At 61.1% G+C, this 20,455-nt stretch carries 16 protein-coding genes and 1 pseudogene; 16 read left to right on the top strand and 1 reads right to left on the bottom strand.

Features of this window, described 5'->3' with window-relative positions; all coding sequences use genetic code 11:
• Positions 1 to 23 precede the first annotated feature (23 nt).
• From GR167_RS12280 to rplA, 6 genes are all read left to right on the top strand, one after another.
• Positions 24 to 662, top strand: coding sequence for a class I SAM-dependent methyltransferase (locus GR167_RS12280; protein WP_160973886.1), 639 nt, complete (start codon positions 24 to 26; stop codon positions 660 to 662).
• Between the two features lie 75 nt (positions 663 to 737).
• On the top strand, positions 738 to 1,187 hold the full coding sequence (locus tag GR167_RS12275; RefSeq protein WP_160973885.1) for a YtoQ family protein: 450 nt from the start codon (positions 738 to 740) through the stop codon (positions 1,185 to 1,187).
• Between the two features lie 64 nt (positions 1,188 to 1,251).
• Positions 1,252 to 1,449, top strand: coding sequence for a preprotein translocase subunit SecE (secE, locus tag GR167_RS12270; RefSeq protein WP_160973884.1), 198 nt, complete (start codon positions 1,252 to 1,254; stop codon positions 1,447 to 1,449).
• A 201-nt stretch (positions 1,450 to 1,650) separates the two neighbouring features.
• Positions 1,651 to 2,184, top strand: coding sequence for a transcription termination/antitermination protein NusG (gene nusG / locus GR167_RS12265; protein WP_160973882.1), 534 nt, complete (start codon positions 1,651 to 1,653; stop codon positions 2,182 to 2,184).
• A 125-nt stretch (positions 2,185 to 2,309) separates the two neighbouring features.
• Positions 2,310 to 2,735, top strand: a complete 426-nt coding sequence (gene rplK, locus GR167_RS12260; protein ID WP_160973880.1) for a 50S ribosomal protein L11 — start codon at positions 2,310 to 2,312, stop codon at positions 2,733 to 2,735.
• 1 nt (position 2,736) lies between these two features.
• Positions 2,737 to 3,435: a 50S ribosomal protein L1 gene (gene rplA / locus GR167_RS12255; RefSeq protein WP_160973878.1), complete on the top strand. Its 699-nt coding sequence runs from the start codon at positions 2,737 to 2,739 to the stop codon at positions 3,433 to 3,435.
• 108 nt (positions 3,436 to 3,543) lie between these two features.
• Here the strand turns inward: rplA and GR167_RS12250 are convergent, their stop codons facing one another.
• On the bottom strand, positions 3,544 to 5,082 hold the full coding sequence (locus tag GR167_RS12250) for a calcium-binding protein (protein ID WP_160973876.1): 1,539 nt from the start codon (positions 5,080 to 5,082) through the stop codon (positions 3,544 to 3,546).
• A 394-nt stretch (positions 5,083 to 5,476) separates the two neighbouring features.
• Here GR167_RS12250 and rplJ point away from each other — a divergent pair, with 394 nt between their 5' ends.
• The 10 genes and pseudogenes from rplJ to GR167_RS20435 all read left to right on the top strand — a co-directional run.
• Positions 5,477 to 5,995, top strand: coding sequence for a 50S ribosomal protein L10 (rplJ, locus tag GR167_RS12245; RefSeq protein ID WP_160973875.1), 519 nt, complete (start codon positions 5,477 to 5,479; stop codon positions 5,993 to 5,995).
• Positions 5,996 to 6,067: 72 nt separating this feature from the next.
• Complete coding sequence (gene rplL / locus GR167_RS12240) at positions 6,068 to 6,448, top strand: 50S ribosomal protein L7/L12 (protein ID WP_160973874.1); 381 nt, start codon at positions 6,068 to 6,070, stop codon at positions 6,446 to 6,448.
• Positions 6,449 to 6,703: 255 nt separating this feature from the next.
• On the top strand, positions 6,704 to 10,840 hold the full coding sequence (gene rpoB / locus GR167_RS12235) for a DNA-directed RNA polymerase subunit beta (RefSeq protein ID WP_160973872.1): 4,137 nt from the start codon (positions 6,704 to 6,706) through the stop codon (positions 10,838 to 10,840).
• Between the two features lie 52 nt (positions 10,841 to 10,892).
• On the top strand, positions 10,893 to 15,134 hold the full coding sequence (gene rpoC / locus GR167_RS12230) for a DNA-directed RNA polymerase subunit beta' (protein ID WP_160973870.1): 4,242 nt from the start codon (positions 10,893 to 10,895) through the stop codon (positions 15,132 to 15,134).
• A gap of 183 nt (positions 15,135 to 15,317) precedes the next feature.
• Positions 15,318 to 16,205, top strand: a complete 888-nt coding sequence (locus tag GR167_RS12225) for a DMT family transporter (protein ID WP_160973868.1) — start codon at positions 15,318 to 15,320, stop codon at positions 16,203 to 16,205.
• Between the two features lie 7 nt (positions 16,206 to 16,212).
• Complete coding sequence (locus GR167_RS12220) at positions 16,213 to 17,058, top strand: glycosyltransferase (protein WP_160973866.1); 846 nt, start codon at positions 16,213 to 16,215, stop codon at positions 17,056 to 17,058.
• 277 nt (positions 17,059 to 17,335) lie between these two features.
• The gene (gene rpsL, locus GR167_RS12215; RefSeq protein ID WP_005621086.1) at positions 17,336 to 17,707 is read left to right on the top strand and encodes a 30S ribosomal protein S12; all 372 of its coding nucleotides are present in this window, start codon (positions 17,336 to 17,338) and stop codon (positions 17,705 to 17,707) included.
• A gap of 12 nt (positions 17,708 to 17,719) precedes the next feature.
• The gene (rpsG, locus tag GR167_RS12210; protein ID WP_160973865.1) at positions 17,720 to 18,190 is read left to right on the top strand and encodes a 30S ribosomal protein S7; all 471 of its coding nucleotides are present in this window, start codon (positions 17,720 to 17,722) and stop codon (positions 18,188 to 18,190) included.
• A gap of 22 nt (positions 18,191 to 18,212) precedes the next feature.
• Positions 18,213 to 20,330 (top strand): elongation factor G, encoded by a 2,118-nt coding sequence (gene fusA, locus GR167_RS12205; protein WP_160973864.1) that lies wholly within the window; start codon positions 18,213 to 18,215, stop codon positions 20,328 to 20,330.
• 54 nt (positions 20,331 to 20,384) lie between these two features.
• Positions 20,385 to 20,455: pseudogene (locus GR167_RS20435) on the top strand (GTP-binding protein); the annotation flags it as partial.

Raw genomic sequence — 20,455 nt, 5'->3', positions numbered from 1 at the left:
AGGGGCGAGATAGGAGAACAGCCATGATCACCGCCGCGAAATTCTGGGACAAGACCGCCGAACGCTATGCCAAGTCGCCGATTGCCGACATGGATTCGTACGAATACACGCTGGGACGGACCCGGTCCTATCTGCAGGACACCGACCGGGTGCTGGAACTGGGCTGCGGTACCGGCACCACGGCGATCAAGCTGGGCGATGCGGCCGGATCGGTGGTGGGCAGCGACCTGTCGGCCAACATGGTGGAGATCGGCCAGCGCCGCGCGGCGGAGGCCGGGGCGGGCAATGTCCGCTTCGTGCAGGCCGATGTCGATGACGAAGGGCTGCGCGAAGACCCCTATGATGTGGTGATGGCCTTCAACCTGCTGCACCTGATCGAAGACACCGACAAGGCGCTGGCGCAGATCGGCGAGATGGTCCGGCCCGGCGGGTTGTTCATTTCCAAAACCGTCTGCCTGGCCGAGGGCGGCGGGGCGCTGAAGTTGCGGTTGTTGATGCTGGCGCTGCCCCTGATGCAGATGCTGGGCAAGGCGCCCTTCGTGCGGTTCCTGAAGGTGGCCGAGCTGGAAGGCGCGCTGGAGCGGGCCGGGTTCAAGATCGTCGAGGCGGGCAATTTCCCCGCCAAGCCGCCGGCCCGTTACCTGGTGGCGCGCAAACTGTGACCATCTGGCCCGGGCCATGAGGCTGGGCTTTGGCGGCCGGGGGCGATAGATACGGGCCCAAAGACGGAGGGTCCAATGGCTTTGAAAGTGTATTTGTCGGGTGAGATTCACACCGATTGGCGCGAACAGATCATCGCGGGCGCGCAGGGGCTGGATGTCGCATTCAGCGCGCCGGTGACCGATCACGACGCCAGCGACGATTGCGGCGTGGCGATCATGGGGGCGGAGCCGAACAAGTTCTGGCACGATCACAAGGGCGCCAAGCTGAACGCGATCCGCACCCGCAAGGGGATCGAGGATGCCGATATCGTCGTGGTGCGCTTCGGCGAGAAATACAAGCAGTGGAACGCGGCCTTCGACGCGGGCTATGCCGCGGCGCTTGGCAAGTCGCTGATCGTGCTGCACGGGCCCGATCACCAGCACGCGCTGAAAGAGGTCGACGCCGCCGCGCTGGCCGTGGCCGAGGAGCCGCGCCAGGTGGTCGAGATGCTGCGTTACGTGCTGACCGGCACGCTGCCGGGCTGAGCCCCCTTGAAATCGGGCCGCGATACGCGTATCTGCGGCCCATTCGAGAGAGAGAAGAAGACGCATGGCACGCACAAATCCGCTTCAGTTCATCCAGCAGGTCCGCAGCGAAGTGGGCAAGGTGGCTTGGCCGACCCGCCGCGAAGTTCTGCTGACCACCGTGATGGTGTTCCTCATGGCGACGGTGACCGCGATCTTCTTTGCGCTGGTCGACCTGGCGATCAAGGGTGGGCTGCGCGGTCTGCTGACGCTGTTCGGCTGATCCCGGCCGGCGCGGTTTGGCGCCTTTTCTCTTGAATTCCTGAGGGTTCGGGGGTAGGTGACAGGCCTCATCCGGAAATGGCGTGCGGCGATTCGAGTTGCACGCCGCTTTTTTATTTCCGGGAGAGATCGGGCAAATGCCCGGAATTGATTGGAATTTTCGGCCCCCTGGCGGGCGCGTGGATGCAAGGACAGGATCAAGATGGCGAAGCGTTGGTATTCGGTAAGCGTTCTCTCGAACTTCGAGAAGAAGGTCGCCGAGCAGATTCGTCAGTCCGCCGAGGAAAACGGGCTTCAGGATGAAATCGAAGAAGTCCTGGTTCCGACCGAGGAAGTGATCGAGGTCCGCCGCGGCAAGAAGATCACCACCGAGCGCCGTTTCATGCCCGGCTATGTGCTGGTGCGGATGGAAATGAGCGACCAGGGCTATCACCTGATCAATTCGATCAACCGCGTCACCGGTTTCCTGGGCCCGCAAGGCCGCCCGATGCCGATGCGCGACGCGGAAGTGAACCAGATCCTGAACCGGGTGCAGGAAGGCGAAGAAGCGCCGCGCACCCTGATCCGCTTCGAAGTGGGCGAGAAGGTGAAGGTCAACGACGGCCCGTTCGAAGATTTCGACGGCATGATCGAGGAAGTGGACGACGACGCGCAGAAACTGAAGGTTTCGGTGTCGATCTTCGGCCGCGAAACCCCGGTCGAACTGGATTTCACTCAGGTCACCAAGCAGGGCTGAGTTGAACGCCGCCCCAGGGCGGCACCGAGCGTGGGAGGCGAGGGCATCGCGATGTCCGGACCAGACCACACAACTGAGAAGCCCTTCGGACGCGTCCGCGGGGTGTTGGAAAAAGGAGAGGCCTCATGGCCAAGAAGCTCGTAGGCACGCTGAAACTGCAGGTGCCCGCCGGTCAAGCAAACCCGTCCCCGCCGGTTGGTCCGGCCCTGGGGCAGCGCGGCATCAACATCATGGAATTCTGCAAGGCGTTCAACGCCAAGACGCAGGACATGGACCCGGGCGCACCCTGCCCGACCGTCATCAGCTACTACCAGGACAAGTCCTTCACCATGGACATCAAGACGCCGCCCGCGTCTTACTTCCTGAAGAAAGCTGCCAAGCTGAAGTCGGGCGCCAACAACCCCGGCCGTGAAACCGTGGGTTCGGTGACCGTGGCACAGGTGAAAGAAATCGCCGAAGCCAAGATGAAAGATCTGAACGCCAACGACGTCGACGCGGCGATGCAGATCATCCTGGGCTCGGCCCGTTCCATGGGCATTGAGGTGAAGTAAGATGGCAAAAGTCGGAAAACGCACCGCAGCAGCTCGTGAAGCCTTCGCAGGCAAGCAGAACCTGACGGTTGAAGAAGCCGTCGCACTGGTCAAGGCAAACGCCAACGCCAAGTTCGACGAAACCATCGAAATCGCGATGAACCTGGGCGTCGACACCCGTCACGCAGACCAGATGGTTCGCGGCGTGGTCAGCCTGCCCAACGGCACCGGCAAGACCATGCGCGTCGCCGTGTTCGCACGTGGCCCCAAGGCGGAAGAAGCCCAGGCCGCAGGCGCGGATATCGTTGGCGCCGAGGACCTGATGGAAACCATCCAGGGCGGCACGATCGAATTCGACCGCTGCATCGCCACCCCGGACATGATGCCGATCGTCGGCCGTCTGGGTAAGGTTCTGGGTCCGCGCAACCTGATGCCGAACCCCAAGGTCGGCACCGTGACCATGGACGTGAAAGAAGCCATCGAAGCCGCCAAGGGCGGTGAGGTTCAGTTCCGCGCCGAAAAGGCAGGCGTGGTTCACGCCGGCGTCGGCAAGGCATCGTTCGATGAGGCCAAGCTGGTCGAGAACATCAAGGCATTCGTGTCGGCCGTGGCCAAGGCCAAGCCGTCGGGCGCCAAGGGTGCCTACATGAAGAAGATCGCGATCAGCTCGACCATGGGCCCGGGCGTCAGCGTCGACATCGCATCGGCCAACGTCGAGTGATTTCGGCACTCATGCCGGAACAGTGAATTGAAAAGCACCCCCCTCGGGGGTGCTTTTTTCTTGTCTGCCTGAATGTCATCGATCGCGGGATTCCCGGTCGGGGTGGCTCTAGGGCAGATCGGTCAGCGCTTGCACCTGCTGGATCTGGTCCGCGGTCAGCGATTGACCGCCGTGAACCTGCGCGACGACGGCGCCGTCCAGCAGGATATCCGCGCCGGTGCCATCTTCCCAAACCTCGACCGAAACGGTTTCGTAGCTGGACCAACCGTAAATGGGGCCCATCTGCACCGCGATACTGTCCTCGGCCGGGTCGAAATCGGTGATCACGGTCGGCGCAAACGCCAGGTTTTCGGTATGTTCCGGCGTTTCATGCGCGATGCCAAAGACATCGGCACCTTCGCCCCCGGTCAGTTCGTTGCCGTTGTAGGACAGGAACACATCGTCGCCTGCGCCGCCAATCAGCGTGTCTGCCTGGTTCGTGAGATGGGCCTCAACCCAATTCCCCTCATCGTCCCAGGCAGAAGAGTCATACAATCCGCCTTGGCCTTCCAGCGTATCGTTGCCGGCGCCACCGAAGGCCATGTCTTCTCCGCCGTTGGAGCCGACCTGGTAATAAATGCCCTGCCCATTCGCGAGGAGGAGCGCGTCATCCCCGTCGCCGCCTTGCAGGATGTTGTCGCTGCCATTGCCGGTGATCGTCGTGTTGGCCGCGCCGTCCTGGTAGTCGTCGACCGAGGGGGCCAATACGACGACGAATTCCACATCGCTCTCCTGCAGGCCCGCCGCGCCGGGCAGGGTGGCGATGACGTTGTCGCCGAGCAGGATCTCGGCCCCGGTTCCGTCCTCGGTGTCCGAGACCGAAAACTGGTCGGTGGTTTCGGTTTCCAGCTCCAGCACGATCTGCAGCCGGTCTTCGGCCGGATCGAAGTCGGTGATTTCGGTGACGCTGCTGCTGTCCTGGGTCTGATAGACCATTATTTCGTCTTCACCGTCGCCGCCGGTGATCGTGCTGCCCGCATCGACCTGTATGGTGTCGTTTCCGGCGCCGCCATCGACCAGGCTTTCGTTGGGCCCGTCATAATATGCGAGGTCAAAGTCGATTATCTTGTCGTCCCCGTCGCCGCCGATAAGCGTGTCGGTGCCGCCATTGCCGCCCAGCCAGTCGTTGCCGGCATCGCCATAGAGAAGGTCGTTGCCAGGTTGATCGCCGCCGATGCCTTGCTGTGGCGCGTCGCCGGCTAGCGTGTCGTGCCCACTGCCGCCAATCAGCGTGTCCGAATGATCCCCGCCGTTCACGGAATCGGCCATGGTGCCGGCGTCGATCCAATCATTTCCGGCGCCGCCATCGATGATATCGGCGCCCGTGCCGCCATAAACGGTGTCGTTGCCGTCCGCGCCGAAAATCCTGTCTTGGCCTTCGCCGCCATCAAGCAGGTCGTCGCCTTCGTGGCCAAGCAGTGAATCGCTATCGCCCGCGCCGCTGATCGTGTCGTTGAGCGCGCCGCCCTCGAGCGTGTCCCGTTGGTCGCTGCCGGTCAGGTCAAGCGGTTCCTCAACGGTTTCATTGTCTGCCGGTTCGTCCTCGGACGTGTCCGAGGCGAACAGGGGGACACCGATCAAAAGAGTTGCCAAGAGAAGGAGTTCCATGCAGAAAGCCTTAAATAAAATTTCTAAAAACACCCTCAAGTTAGCATAAATTTGCCGCAAATCAATCATGTAGCGAATTTTGGTTGACAGGCAGTATTGGCATTGATGCCGAAGGGGGCGAGATTTTTTACTTGCTACCCCCTTGGAAAGCTCCTGGAACTGTTCTATTCACACCTGCGGAGTAAAGCGTGCGATTCGTCGTGCGCTTTATTTCGTTTCGTCCAAGACGGTGGGTGGTGTCATCCGATGCCTTAATTTCCTGCCTGAGACGGGAGTAACCAATTCAGCCTGGGGTTCCTCGGGCGATTTTGGCTTAGCCCCGTAGTCGGACTTAGTCGCCGGGTTCGCCCGGCTAAATGAGCCGGGGGGCAACCCCCATAATTGGAGTGAAACTGTGGATAGAGCACAAAAAGAGAAGGTGGTCGAGGAACTCGGCCAGATCTTTGAAAGCTCTGGCGTTGTGGTCGTAGCCCATTACGCAGGTCTCACGGTTGCTGAGATGCAGGACCTTCGCGCACGCGCACGCGAAGCGGGTGGGTCCGTTCGCGTCGCCAAGAACAGGCTCGCCAAAATCGCTCTGGAAGGAAAGCCCTGCGCAAGCATTGCTGATTACCTTTCGGGCATGACCGTTCTGACCTATTCCGAGGACCCCGTGGCAGCAGCCAAGGTGGCCGAGGGCTTCGCTAAGGAAAATTCGAAATTCGAAATCCTTGGCGGTGCAATGGGCGAGAACGCTCTGGACCGTGCCGGTGTTGAAGCCGTGTCGAAAATGCCTTCGCGCGAGGAGCTTATTGCCTCGATCGTTGGTTGTATCGGCGCCCCCGCTTCGAACATCGCCGGCGCGATTGGCGCACCTGCTTCGAACATCGCGAGCATCCTTTCGACCATCGAAGAGAAGGCGGAAGCCGCGTAAGCAACCCTTTGATCTGCGTGGGGTGAATAACCTTCACGTTGGAACACATCTAAACGAACGGAAAACAGTAAAATGGCTGATCTGAAAGCACTTGCTGAGCAAATCGTGGGTCTGACCCTGCTGGAAGCTCAAGAACTGAAAACCATCCTGAAAGACGAATACGGCATCGAGCCCGCCGCTGGCGGCGCTGTGATGGTCGCGGCTGCAGGCGGCGACGCCGGTGGCGCAGCTGCCGAAGAAAAGACCGAATTCGACGTCATCCTGAAGTCGGCCGGCGCCTCCAAGATTAACGTGATCAAGGAAGTCCGCGGCATCACCGGTCTGGGCCTGAAAGAAGCCAAAGAACTGGTCGAAGCAGGCGGCAAAGCCGTGAAAGAAGGCGTGTCGAAAGACGAAGCCGAAGAAATCAAGAGCAAGCTGGAAGCAGCTGGCGCAGAAATCGAACTGAAGTAATCGGTTCGGGGACAGAATTGTCCCGCTGAAAATTGAGGCTGGGTCCGGGAAATCCGGGCCCAGCCGAACCTGTCTTAGCAAGGGCCCCTCGATCTGGTAGGGTAGGGGCGTTTCCTAAGGTTTGGTTCTGTGATCGGGAGGCTTCTGGTGGGACAGAGGCCATGAATGGATCGTAATCGACCTGTTTCAAATGGACGTGCCGCCGGTGCCCGACGGCAGGCATGGACCGATTGGAAACGAAAGGTGACGACTGTCATGGCTCAAAGCTTCCTTGGCCAGAAACGTTTGCGTAAATATTACGGCAAAATCCGCGAAGTGCTGGAGATGCCGAACCTGATCGAGGTTCAGAAATCCTCGTACGACCTCTTCCTCCGTTCCGGCGATGCCGAACAACCCACCGATGGCGAAGGCATCATGGGCGTGTTCCAGTCGGTTTTCCCGATCAAGGATTTCAACGAAACCTCCGTCCTGGAATTCGTGAAATACGAGCTGGAAAAGCCGAAATACGACGTCGAGGAATGCATGCAGCGCGACATGACCTACAGCGCGCCGCTGAAGGTCACCCTGCGCCTGATCGTGTTCGATGTGGACGAAGACACCGGCGCGAAATCGGTCAAGGACATCAAGGAACAGGACGTCTTCATGGGCGACATGCCCCTGATGACTCCGAACGGCACCTTCATCGTGAACGGCACCGAACGCGTGATCGTTTCGCAGATGCACCGGTCGCCGGGCGTGTTCTTCGATCACGATAAAGGCAAGACTCACAGCTCGGGCAAGCTGCTCTTCGCCTGCCGCATCATTCCCTATCGCGGCTCGTGGCTGGATTTCGAATTCGACGCCAAGGATATCGTGTTTGCGCGCATCGACCGTCGCCGCAAACTGCCTGTGACCACCCTGCTGTACGCACTGGGCCTGGACCAGGAAGGCATCATGGATGCCTATTACAACACCGTCGATTTCAAGCTGGAAAAGGGCAAGGGCTGGGTCACCAAGTTCTTCCCCGAGCGCGTGCGCGGCACCCGTCCCACCTATGACCTGGTCGACGCGGCCACCGGCGAAATCATCTGCGAAGCGACCAAGAAGGTCACCCCGCGCGCCGTCAAGAAGATCATCGACGAAGGCAAGATCACCGAACTGCTGGTTCCGTTCGAGCACATCGTCGGCAAATTCGTCGCCAAGGACATCATCAACGAAGAAACCGGCGCGATCTATGTCGAAGCCGGCGATGAGCTGACCCTGGAATACGACAAGGACGGCGATCTGATCGGCGGCACCGTGAAGGATCTGGTCGATGCCGGCATCACCACGATCCCGGTTCTCGACATCGACAACATCACCGTGGGCGCCTACATGCGCAACACCATGGCGGCCGACAAGAACATGGGCCGCGACACCGCGCTGATGGACATCTACCGCGTCATGCGCCCGGGTGAGCCGCCGACCGTCGAAGCAGCCTCGGCGCTGTTCGACACGCTGTTCTTCGATTCCGAGCGTTACGACCTGTCCGCCGTTGGCCGGGTGAAAATGAACATGCGCCTGGCGCTGGATGCCGAAGACACCCAGCGGACCCTGCGCAAGGAAGACATCATTTCCTGCATCAAGGCGCTGGTCGAACTGCGCGACGGCCAGGGCGAAGTCGACGACATCGACCACCTCGGCAACCGCCGCGTCCGGTCGGTCGGCGAACTGATGGAAAACCAGTATCGCGTCGGCCTGCTGCGCATGGAACGCGCGATCAAGGAACGCATGTCGTCGGTCGAAATCGACACCGTCATGCCGCAGGACCTGATCAACGCGAAACCGGCTGCCGCTGCCGTCCGCGAATTCTTCGGCTCGTCGCAGCTGTCGCAGTTCATGGACCAGACCAACCCGCTGTCGGAAGTCACCCACAAACGCCGCCTGTCGGCGCTTGGGCCGGGCGGCCTGACCCGCGAACGCGCGGGCTTCGAGGTCCGCGACGTGCACCCGACCCACTATGGCCGGATGTGCCCGATTGAAACGCCGGAAGGTCCGAACATCGGTCTGATCAACTCGCTGGCCACTTTCGCCCGCGTGAACAAGTACGGCTTCATCGAAACCCCGTATCGCGTCGTCAGCGACGCCAAGGTGACCGACGAAGTGCACTACATGTCCGCGACCGAGGAAATGCGTCACACCGTGGCGCAGGCCAACGCATCGCTGGACGAGGACGGCAAGTTCATCAACGACCTGGTGTCGACCCGTCAGTCGGGCGATTACACCCTGGCGCCGCGTGAAAGCGTGGACCTGATCGACGTGTCGCCGAAACAGCTGGTTTCGGTCGGTGCCTCGCTGATCCCGTTCCTGGAAAACGACGACGCCAACCGCGCTCTGATGGGTGCGAACATGCAACGTCAGGCGGTTCCGCTGCTGCGCGCAGAAGCGCCGCTGGTCGGTACCGGTATCGAAGAAATCGTGGCCCGCGACTCGGGCGCTGCGATCATGGCCAAGCGCGGCGGCATCATCGACCAGATCGATGCGCAGCGTATCGTGATCCGCGCCACCGAGGATCTGGAACTGGGCGATGCCGGCGTCGACATCTACCGGATGCGCAAGTTCCAGCGTTCGAACCAGAACACCTGCATCAACCAGCGTCCGCTGGTGAAGGTGGGCCAGACCGTCACCAAGGGCGAAGTGATCGCCGACGGCCCGTCCACCGATATGGGTGAACTGGCGCTCGGCAAGAACGTGATCGTCGCGTTCATGCCCTGGAACGGTTACAACTACGAAGACTCGATCCTGATCTCCGAGCGCATCGCGCGCGACGACGTGTTCACCTCGATCCATATCGAGGAATTCGAAGTCGCCGCCCGTGACACCAAGCTTGGGCCGGAAGAAATCACCCGCGACATCCCCAACGTCGGTGAAGAAGCGCTGCGCAACCTCGACGAGGCTGGCATCGTTTACATCGGCGCGGATGTGGAACCGGGCGATATCCTGGTCGGTAAGATCACCCCGAAGGGCGAAAGCCCGATGACCCCGGAAGAAAAGCTGCTGCGCGCCATCTTCGGCGAAAAGGCATCGGACGTGCGCGACACCTCGCTGCGCGTGAAGCCGGGCGATTTCGGCACCGTGGTCGAGGTTCGCGTCTTCAACCGTCACGGCGTCGAGAAAGACGAACGTGCGCTGCAGATCGAACGCGAAGAGGTCGAACGTCTGGCCCGTGACCGCGACGACGAGCTGGCGATCCTGGATCGCAACATCTATGCCCGTCTGAAGGACATGATCCTGGGCAAGGTCGCCGTGAAGGGCCCGAAAGGCGTCAAGGCGAGCTCCGTCATCACCGAGGAACTGCTGGAAACCCTGACCCGCGGTCAGTGGTGGCAGCTGGCGCTGGAAGAAGAATCCGACGCCCAGGTGGTCGAGGCGCTGCACGAACAGTACGAAGTGCAGAAACGCGCCCTGGATGCCCGTTTCGAGGACAAGGTCGAAAAAGTCCGCCGTGGCGACGACCTGCCGCCGGGCGTGATGAAGATGGTCAAGGTCTTCATCGCGGTGAAGCGCAAGCTGCAGCCGGGCGACAAGATGGCCGGCCGTCACGGCAACAAGGGTGTTATTTCCCGCGTTGTCCCGATGGAAGACATGCCCTTCCTGCAGGACGGGACCCCGGTCGACTTCTGTCTGAACCCGCTGGGCGTGCCGTCGCGTATGAACGTCGGTCAGATCCTTGAAACCCACATGGGTTGGGCCGCACGCGGTCTGGGTCTGAAGGTGGACGATGCGCTGCAGGATTACCGCCGTTCCGGCGACCTGACCCCGGTGCGCGAAGCGATGCGGATCGTGTATGGCGACGACGTCTATGAAGAAGGCATCGCCGACATGGACGAAGACCGTCTGGTCGAAGCCGCAGGCAACGTGACCCGCGGTGTTCCGATCGCGACGCCGGTCTTCGACGGTGCGAAGGAAGCGGATGTGAACGACGCGCTGAAGCGCGCTGGTTTCGACCAATCCGGTCAGTCGGTTCTGTACGACGGCCGTACCGGCGAACAGTTCAGCCGCAAGGTGACCGTGGGTATGAAATACCTGCTGAAACTGCACCACCTGGTCGACGACAAGATCCACGCACGTTCCACCGGCCCGTACAGCCTGGTCACCCAGCAGCCGCTGGGCGGTAAGGCACAGTTCGGCGGTCAGCGCTTCGGTGAGATGGAAGTCTGGGCTCTGGAAGCCTACGGCGCCGCCTACACCCTGCAGGAAATGCTGACGGTGAAGTCGGATGACGTGGCCGGCCGGACCAAGGTCTATGAAAGCATCGTCAAGGGCGAGGACAACTTCGAGGCCGGCGTGCCGGAATCGTTCAACGTTCTGGTCAAGGAGGTCCGGGGTCTGGGCCTCAACATGGAACTCCTGGATGCGGAGGAAAAGGAGTGAGGGCGCGCGCCCTCTCTCCCATCCCCCCTTCCGCAAGATTTGAGGTATCAAAATGAACCAGGAACTCACCAACAACCCGTTTAACCCGCTGACCCCGCCGAAGGTATTCGACGAAATCCGCGTCTCGCTGGCATCGCCCGAGCGGATCCTGTCGTGGTCCTATGGCGAGATCAAAAAGCCCGAGACGATCAACTACCGGACCTTCAAGCCCGAGCGCGACGGCCTGTTCTGCGCCCGGATCTTTGGCCCGATCAAAGATTACGAATGTCTGTGCGGCAAATATAAGCGGATGAAATATCGCGGCGTCGTCTGCGAAAAATGCGGTGTGGAAGTCACGCTGCAAAAGGTCCGCCGCGAGCGCATGGGCCATATCGAACTGGCCTCGCCGGTCGCTCATATCTGGTTCCTGAAATCGCTGCCGTCCCGCATCGGCCTGATGCTGGACATGACGCTGCGCGATCTGGAACGTGTCCTGTATTTCGAAAACTACGTCGTCATCGAGCCGGGTCTGACCGACCTGCAATACGGCCAGATGATGACCGAAGAAGAATTCATGGACGCCCAGGACGCCTATGGCATGGACGCCTTCACCGCCAATATCGGCGCTGAAGCGATCCGCGAAATGCTGGCCGCGATCGACCTGGAAGCAGAAGCCGAACAGCTGCGCGCCGACCTGGCCGAAGCCACCGGCGAACTGAAGCCCAAGAAGATCATCAAGCGCCTGAAAGTGGTCGAAAGCTTCCTGGAGTCGGGCAACCGTCCGGAATGGATGATCATGACCGTGATCCCGGTCATCCCGCCGGAACTGCGCCCGCTGGTGCCGCTGGACGGTGGCCGCTTCGCGACCTCGGACCTGAACGACCTGTACCGCCGGGTGATCAACCGGAACAACCGTCTGAAGCGCCTGATCGAACTGCGCGCGCCCGATATCATCGTGCGCAACGAAAAGCGGATGCTGCAGGAATCGGTCGACGCCCTGTTCGACAACGGCCGCCGCGGCCGCGTGATCACCGGCGCCAACAAACGCCCGCTGAAATCGCTGTCGGACATGCTGAAAGGTAAGCAGGGCCGCTTCCGTCAGAACCTTCTGGGTAAGCGGGTCGACTTCTCGGGCCGTTCGGTCATCGTGACCGGCCCGGAACTGAAGCTGCACCAGTGCGGTCTGCCCAAGAAGATGGCGCTGGAGCTGTTCAAGCCGTTCATCTATTCGCGGCTGGAAGCGCGCGGTCTGTCTTCGACCGTGAAACAGGCCAAGAAGCTGGTGGAAAAGGAACGTCCCGAGGTTTGGGATATCCTGGATGAAGTGATCCGCGAACACCCGGTTCTGCTGAACCGTGCGCCGACGCTGCACCGTCTGGGTATCCAGGCGTTCGAACCCACGCTGATCGAAGGCAAGGCGATCCAGCTGCACCCGCTGGTCTGTTCGGCGTTCAACGCCGACTTCGACGGCGACCAGATGGCTGTCCACGTGCCGCTGAGCCTGGAAGCGCAGCTGGAAGCGCGCGTGCTGATGATGTCGACGAACAACGTTCTGTCGCCCGCCAACGGCGCGCCGATCATCGTTCCGTCGCAGGATATGATCCTTGGCCTTTACTACACCACCATCGCGCGCGATGGCATGGTGGGCGAAGGCATGGTGTTCTCCTCGATCGAGGAAGTGCAATACGCGCTGGATACCGGCGCTGTGCACCTGCACGCCAAGGTCACCGCACGTATCCCGCAGATCGACGAAAACGGTCTGGAAGTGGTCAAGCGCTATGAAACCACGCCGGGCCGGGTCCGTCTGGGCGCGCTGCTGCCGCAGAACGCCAAGGCGCCTTACGAGCTGGTCAACCGCCTGCTGCGGAAGAAAGAAGTGCAGCAGGTCATCGACACCGTCTACCGTTACTGCGGTCAGAAGGAATCGGTCATCTTCTGCGACCAGATCATGTCGATGGGTTTCCGCGAAGCGTTCAAGGCCGGGATTTCCTTCGGCAAGGACGACATGGTGATCCCCGACAACAAGTGGGAAATCGTCGACGAAACCCGCGATCAGGTGAAAGACTTCGAACAACAGTACATGGACGGCCTGATCACCCAGGGCGAAAAGTACAACAAGGTTGTCGACGCCTGGTCGAAGTGTAACGACAAGGTCACCGACGCGATGATGGGCACCATTTCGGCCGTGAAGACGGACGAAAACGGCGCCGAGATGGAACCGAACAGCGTTTACATGATGGCCCACTCCGGTGCACGGGGCTCGGTCACGCAGATGAAACAGCTGGGCGGGATGCGCGGCCTGATGGCGAAGCCGAACGGCGACATCATCGAGACGCCGATCATCTCGAACTTTAAAGAAGGCCTGACCGTGCTTGAGTACTTCAACTCGACCCACGGCGCGCGGAAAGGTCTGTCGGATACGGCTCTGAAGACGGCGAACTCGGGTTACCTGACCCGTCGTCTGGTGGACGTTGCGCAGGACTGCATCATTCGCGAAAACGATTGCGGCACCGAGAATTCGATCTATGTCGAAGCGGCGGTGAACGACGGTGAAGTCGTCGCAAGCTTGGGCGAACGCATCCTGGGCCGTGTCACGGCCGAGGACGTGAAGGTTCCGGGCACCGAAGAGGTTCTGTTCGCGAAAGGCACTCTGATCGACGAACGCACCGCCGACGCGATCGAGGAAGCCGGCGTTCAGTCGATGCAGATCCGCAGCCCGCTGACCTGTGAATCCGAAGACGGCGTCTGCGCCACCTGCTACGGTCGTGACCTGGCGCGTGGTACCAAGGTGAACACCGGCGAAGCCGTCGGCATCATCGCGGCGCAGTCGATCGGTGAACCGGGCACCCAGCTGACGATGCGGACCTTCCACATCGGCGGCGTTGCGCAGGGTGGCCAGCAGTCGTTCCTCGAAGCCAGCCAGTCCGGCAAGATCGAGTACGAAAACGCACAGCTGATCACCAACGCCAACGGCGAAGTTCTGACCATTGGCCGGAACATGAAGCTGCGGATCATGGACGAGAACGGCGAAGAGCGCGCCAGCCACAAGCTGGGCTACGGCACGAAGCTATTCGTGACCGAAGGCCAGCAGGTTTCGCGCGGCGACAAGCTGTTCGAATGGGACCCCTATACCCTGCCGATCATCGCCGAGAAGTCCGGTACCGCGAAATTCGTGGACCTGGTCAGCGGTATCGCCGTGCGCGACGAAACCGACGAAGCCACCGGCATGACCCAGAAGATCGTGATCGACTGGCGTGCCGCGCCCAAGGGCAACGAGCTGAAGCCGGAAATCATCCTGGTCGACGCCGATGGCGAACCGGTCCGCAACGATGCGGGCAACCCGGTGACCTATCCGATGTCGGTGGATGCGATCCTGTCGATCGAAGACAGTCAGTCGGTTCAGGCCGGTGACGTCGTCGCGCGTATCCCGCGTGAAGGCGCCAAGACCAAGGACATTACCGGTGGTCTGCCGCGGGTTGCGGAACTGTTCGAAGCGCGCCGTCCGAAGGATCACGCGATCATCGCCGAAATCGATGGTTACGTGCGCTTCGGCCGCGACTACAAGAACAAGCGCCGCATCTCGATCGAGCCTGTGGATGAATCCCGCGAGCCCGTGGAATACATGGTGCCCAAGGGCAAGCACATCCCGGTGCAGGAAGGCGACTTCGTGCAGAAGGGCGATTACATCATGGACGGCAACCCGGCGCCGCATGACATCCTGGCCATCATGGGTGTCGGCGCGCTGGCCGATTACATGATCAACGAGGTGCAGGAGGTCTATCGTCTGCAGGGCGTGAAGATCAACGACAAGCACATCGAAGTGATCGTGCGCCAGATGCTGAAGAAATGGGAAATCGACGACAGCGGCGATACCACCCTGCTGAAGGGCGAACATGTCGAGAAGGCCGAACTGGACGAAGCCAACGAAAAGGCGATCGCCCGCGGCGGCCGTCCGGCGACCGGCGCGCCGATCCTCTTGGGGATCACCAAGGCGTCGCTGCAGACCCGGTCCTTCATGTCGGCGGCGTCGTTCCAGGAAACCACCCGCGTGCTCACCGAAGCTTCGGTTCAGGGCAAGCGCGACCGGCTGATCGGCCTCAAGGAAAACATCCTTGTCGGCCGTCTGATCCCGGCCGGGACCGGTGGCGCCACCGCGCGGGTGCGCAAGATCGCCCGTTCGCGCGACAACATCGTGCTGGAAGCCCGCCGCGAGGAGGCCGAAGCGGCCGCAGCGCTGGCGGCTCCGATCGACGATGCGGTTGGCGGCGACGAGTTCGACAACCTGGTGCAAACGCCGGAAAGCCGCGACGAGTAAGCGGTTCCCAAAAGATCAGGAAAAGGCCCCCGCAGCGCGGGGGCCTTTTTCGTTCGGGGCAGGGGCAGGGCAAGCGATCCGGGTAGGTCCCGGCTAAGGCCCTGCGCGGGAAAGTGGTTTTCCCTCTGGACCCGGCGCGGGAAATACGCAGGAATGACCGGACTGAATTTTCGAGAGTCCTAGATGCCCCTGTCCGACAATATGCGCGGCGCGCTTTTGATGATGGCCTCGATGGCGGCCTTCACGATCAACGACACATTCATGAAGGCTCTGGCCGGGGCTGTGCCGCTGTTCCAGCTATTGTTCCTGCGCGGGGCGCTGACCTCGGTGCTGACCGGCATCTGGGTCTATCGGGTCAGGGCGATGCACCTGCGGATGCCGCGCCGCGACAAGGGGTTGATCGGGCTGCGGGCGGTTGCCGAGGTCGGGGCGGCCTATTTCTTCCTCACCGCTCTGTTTCACATGCCGATCGCCAATGTGACGGCAATCCTGCAATCGCTGCCGCTGACAGTATCGCTGTGCGCGGCGCTGTTTTTCGGTGAAACGCTGGGCTGGCGGCGGTTGAGCGCGATCCTGATCGGGCTGGCCGGGGTGATGCTGATCGTGCGGCCGGGGGCGGAAGATTTCAATTTCTATTCGGTCTATGTGCTGATCGCGGTCGCCTTCGTCACGCTGCGCGACCTGGTGACCCGCAAACTGTCGGCGCAGACCCATTCGATCTTCGTGTCCTGGACCACGTCGATTTCGATCATGGTGGTGTTCGGCCTAGCCAGCCTGGGGCGGGATTGGGTGCCGATGGACCTGCGGGCCTGGGGCTTCACCATCGCGGCGTCGGTTTCGATCATCGGCGGATACCTGTTTTCGGTGCAGGTGATGCGGGTGGGGGAAATCACCTTCATCGCGCCGTTCCGCTATACCGGGCTGATCTGGGCGCTGGTGCTGGGATGGTTCGTGTTCGGCGACTGGCCGGCGCCGCTGACCCTGATCGGCGCGGCGATCGTTGTCGGCAGCGGCATTTTCATGCTCTATCGCGAAGGGCAGATCGCCCGCAGGGCCAAACGCAACCGGTGAGCAACGCTTGACGATAGACGTGCAAATCCTCGGCCTGTGCCGCTGGTCCTATCCGTCCGCCCCGGGCGCGTTTCAGAAGGACACCGCGGGCGGCATCGACGCGATCCGCGCGGCGCTTTACGATCCGGTCCGGCTGCAGCTGCGTCTGTTCTACCTCGAACACGTGGTGTTGCCGTCGCTCAGGGTGCAGACCGATCCGGATTTCACCATCGTCATGCTGATGGGCGAAACCCTGCCCGATCCGGCGCGTTCAAAGGTGCTGGAACTGATTTCCGACATCCCCCAGATCAAGCCGGTCTTCGCGCCGGAAGGGCGGCTGCATCAGGATATCTGCCGCGATGTCATGGTCGCCGAGCGCGACATGGAGGTGCGCGCGGTAGCCGAATTCCGGCTCGACGACGATGATGCGGTGGCGGTGGATTTCGTCGAACGGACCCGGGATTTCTTCTATAAAGTGAAGGGGATTTACCGCAACGGCGGCAAGTTGGCTCTGGATTTCAACCGAGGCTTCATTCTGCGCACCGACCTGTCGGGGATTGACCTGATCCCGGTCACCGCGCGTTACTGGACGCCGGGGCTGGTGCTGTATCTTCGGCCGCAATCGGACGAAAGCCTGCTGCATTTCAACCATGCGCAGATGTGGAAGCGCATCCCGATGCTGTCCTTCCCGCGGGTGCCGATGTTCCTGCGCGGGGCGCATGGCGAAAACGACAGTTCGGTCAGCTACAAGCCGTATAATTCCGAAGAGGCCTGGGTCGACAAGGACAAGCTGTCCGAGATCATGCACGAGAGGTTCAACATCCCGCTCGACCGGCTGAGAACGGCCTGGGAGGCGGCGCTGAGCGCGGGATAACGCCATCCGGGCTGGCCTTGTTGACAAGCCCGGCGACTCCCCCTATACGCCCACCATCCGGCAAAGAGGGACGCCCCTGACGCCGATATCAAAATTGCAGTGGCCAAGTCCCGAGCTACTTTGAAGCTTCGGACCTCTGGGAACTCACCGCGTCGTTCGCCTCGGAATGGGAACGATTGCGGTTTTTGCGTTATGCGGACGCGCGTGATGCAGCGAATTGAAACCGTCGGAGGCTCCGGTCTCCGGCAGATGTGTTAGGAAACGGGAAAGCGACCCAATGCCAACGATTCAGCAGCTGATCCGCAAACCGCGGCAGCCCAAAGTAAAACGTTCGAAATCCATGCACCTGGAACAGTGCCCGCAGAAGCGCGGCGTCTGCACCCGGGTTTACACCACGACGCCGAAGAAGCCGAACTCGGCTATGCGTAAGGTTGCCAAGGTCCGCCTGACCAACGGTTTCGAAGTCATCTCGTACATCCCCGGTGAAAGCCACAACCTTCAGGAACACTCGGTTGTCCTGATCCGTGGCGGCCGTGTGAAAGACCTTCCGGGTGTCCGTTACCACATCCTGCGTGGTGTTCTGGATACCCAGGGCGTCAAAGACCGTAAGCAACGTCGTTCGAAATACGGCGCCAAGCGTCCGAAGTAAGGAGATCACAGAATGTCTCGTCGTCACGCTGCTGAGAAGCGCGAAGTCCTGCCCGACGCCAAGTATGGCGATCGCGTGCTGACCAAATTCATGAACAACCTGATGATCGACGGTAAGAAATCGGTCGCGGAAAAGATCGTCTACAATGCGCTGGACCGCATTGAGAGCAAGATCAAGCGCGCCCCCGTCGAAGTCTTCCACGAAGCCCTGGACAACATCAAACCGGCCGTCGAAGTTCGTTCGCGCCGCGTTGGTGGTGCAACCTACCAGGTGCCCGTCGAAGTGCGCCCCGAGCGCCGCGAAGCCCTGGCGATCCGCTGGCTGATCTCGGCCTCGCGCGCCCGCAACGAAAACACGATGGAAGAACGCCTCGCAGGCGAGCTGCTGGACGCCGTCCAGTCGCGCGGTTCCGCCGTGAAGAAGCGCGAAGATACTCATAAGATGGCCGACGCGAACAAAGCGTTCAGCCATTACCGCTGGTAATTCCACAAAGGTTCATAAACCAATGGCACGCGAATATCCGCTCGAACTGTACCGCAACTTCGGTATCATGGCGCACATCGATGCAGGGAAAACCACCTGCTCGGAACGTATCCTGTACTACACCGGCAAATCCCACAACATCGGTGAGGTGCACGATGGTGCGGCCACCATGGACTGGATGGAGCAGGAACAGGAACGCGGCATCACCATCACCTCGGCTGCGACCACCACTTTCTGGGAACGCACCGAAGACGGCGAAAACGCCGATACCCCTAAGCACCGGATGAACATCATCGACACCCCCGGCCACGTCGACTTCACCATCGAAGTTGAACGTTCGCTGGCGGTTCTCGACGGTGCGGTTGCTGTTCTCGACGCCAACGCCGGCGTTGAGCCGCAGACCGAAACCGTGTGGCGTCAGGCTGACCGCTACAAGGTTCCGCGGATCGTCTTCGTCAACAAGATGGACAAGATCGGCGCGGACTTCTTCAACTGCGTTCGCATGATCGAAGACCGCACCGGCGCGCGTGCCGTTCCCGTCGGTATCCCGATCGGCGCAGAAACCGAGCTGGAAGGCCTGATCGACCTGGTCACCATGGAAGAATGGCTGTGGCAGGGTGAAGACCTGGGCGCATCGTGGGTCAAGGCCCCGATCCGTGCCGAGCTGCAGGACATGGCCAACGAGTGGCGCGAAAAGATGGTCGAAGCCGCGGTCGAAGAAGACGAAGCCGCGATGGAAGCCTACCTGGAAGGCGAAGAGCCCGACGTCGCCACCCTGCGCAAACTGCTGCGCAAGGGCACCCTGGCTCTGAACTTCGTGCCGGTTCTGGGCGGTTCCGCGTTCAAGAACAAAGGCGTGCAGCCGCTGCTGAACGCCGTGATCGACTACCTGCCCAGCCCGCTGGACGTTGTCGATTACATGGGCTTCTCGCCGGATGACGAAACCGAAGAGCGTAACATCGCCCGCCGCGCGGACGACGACATGCCCTTCGCTGGCCTGGCGTTCAAAATCATGAACGACCCCTTCGTCGGCTCGCTGACCTTCACCCGGGTTTACTCGGGCGTTCTGAACAAGGGCGACAGCATCCTGAACTCGACCAAAGGCAAGAAAGAACGCGTTGGTCGTATGATGATGATGCACTCGAACAACCGCGAGGAAATCGAGGAAGCCTTCGCAGGCGACATCATCGCGCTGGCGGGTCTGAAAGACACCACCACCGGTGACACCCTGTGCGACGCCAAGGCGCCGGTGGTTCTGGAAACCATGACCTTCCCCGATCCGGTGATCGAGATCGCGGTCGAACCCAAAACCAAGGGCGACCAGGAAAAGATGTCTCAGGGTCTGGCCCGTCTGGCCGCAGAAGACCCGTCCTTCCGCGTGGAAACCGACCTGGAATCGGGTCAGACCATCATGAAGGGCATGGGCGAACTTCACCTGGACATCCTGGTTGACCGTCTGAAGCGTGAATTCAAGGTTGAGGCCAACATCGGTGCGCCGCAGGTGGCATACCGTGAAACCATCAGCCACGAAGCCGAAGTCGACTACACCCACAAGAAACAGTCGGGTGGTTCGGGTCAGTTCGCGCGCGTCAAAATGGTCATCACCCCGACCGAGGCGGGCGAAGGTTATTCGTTCGAATCCAAGATCGTTGGTGGTTCGGTGCCGAAGGAATACATCCCCGGTGTCGAAAAAGGCATCCAGTCCGTCATGGACAGCGGCCCGCTGGCCGGCTTCCCCGTGATCGACTTCAAGGTTGCCCTGATCGACGGTGCCTATCACGACGTCGACTCGTCGGTTCTGGCCTTTGAAATCGCCGCCCGTGCGGGGATGCGCGAAGGTCTGAAAAAGGCCGGTGCGAAACTGCTGGAACCGATCATGAAGGTCGAAGTGATCACCCCGGACGAATATACCGGCGGTATCATCGGCGACCTGACCTCGCGTCGGGGCCAGGTGTCGGGCCAGGAAAACCGCGGCAACGCCATCGCCATCGATGCGAACGTTCCGCTGGCCAACATGTTCGGCTACATCAACACCCTGCGTTCGATGTCGTCGGGCCGCGCCCAGTTCACCATGCAGTTCTCGCACTACGATCCGGTGCCGCAGAACATCAGTGACGAAATTCAGGCGAAATACGCCTAAGCGAATTCGGGGGTCCGGGCGACCGGGCCCCCCTTCAAGATAAAGGAGGCCATCATGGCAAAGGAAAAGTTTGAGCGTTCTAAACCGCACGTTAACATCGGCACGATCGGCCACGTTGACCACGG

It is taken from the genome of Thalassovita mangrovi, from assembly GCF_009857745.1.
Taxonomy (GTDB): Bacteria; Pseudomonadota; Alphaproteobacteria; order Rhodobacterales; family Rhodobacteraceae; genus Thalassobius; species Thalassobius mangrovi.
Note: the sequence above shows the minus strand (reverse complement) of the source record. Positions and strands in the feature narration are given on the sequence as shown.

Coding starts and splice junctions, on each gene's coding strand:
- rpoC (WP_160973870.1), top strand. CDS start 10,893: ATGAACCAGGAACTCACCAACAACCCGTTTAACCCGCTGACCCCGCCG.
- GR167_RS12250 (WP_160973876.1), bottom strand. CDS start 5,082: ATGGAACTCCTTCTCTTGGCAACTCTTTTGATCGGTGTCCCCCTGTTC.
- secE (WP_160973884.1), top strand. CDS start 1,252: ATGGCACGCACAAATCCGCTTCAGTTCATCCAGCAGGTCCGCAGCGAA.
- fusA (WP_160973864.1), top strand. CDS start 18,213: ATGGCACGCGAATATCCGCTCGAACTGTACCGCAACTTCGGTATCATG.
- rpsG (WP_160973865.1), top strand. CDS start 17,720: ATGTCTCGTCGTCACGCTGCTGAGAAGCGCGAAGTCCTGCCCGACGCC.
- rplK (WP_160973880.1), top strand. CDS start 2,310: ATGGCCAAGAAGCTCGTAGGCACGCTGAAACTGCAGGTGCCCGCCGGT.
- GR167_RS12275 (WP_160973885.1), top strand. CDS start 738: ATGGCTTTGAAAGTGTATTTGTCGGGTGAGATTCACACCGATTGGCGC.
- GR167_RS12225 (WP_160973868.1), top strand. CDS start 15,318: ATGCCCCTGTCCGACAATATGCGCGGCGCGCTTTTGATGATGGCCTCG.
- rplL (WP_160973874.1), top strand. CDS start 6,068: ATGGCTGATCTGAAAGCACTTGCTGAGCAAATCGTGGGTCTGACCCTG.
- GR167_RS12280 (WP_160973886.1), top strand. CDS start 24: ATGATCACCGCCGCGAAATTCTGGGACAAGACCGCCGAACGCTATGCC.
- rpoB (WP_160973872.1), top strand. CDS start 6,704: ATGGCTCAAAGCTTCCTTGGCCAGAAACGTTTGCGTAAATATTACGGC.
- rplA (WP_160973878.1), top strand. CDS start 2,737: ATGGCAAAAGTCGGAAAACGCACCGCAGCAGCTCGTGAAGCCTTCGCA.
- nusG (WP_160973882.1), top strand. CDS start 1,651: ATGGCGAAGCGTTGGTATTCGGTAAGCGTTCTCTCGAACTTCGAGAAG.
- rpsL (WP_005621086.1), top strand. CDS start 17,336: ATGCCAACGATTCAGCAGCTGATCCGCAAACCGCGGCAGCCCAAAGTA.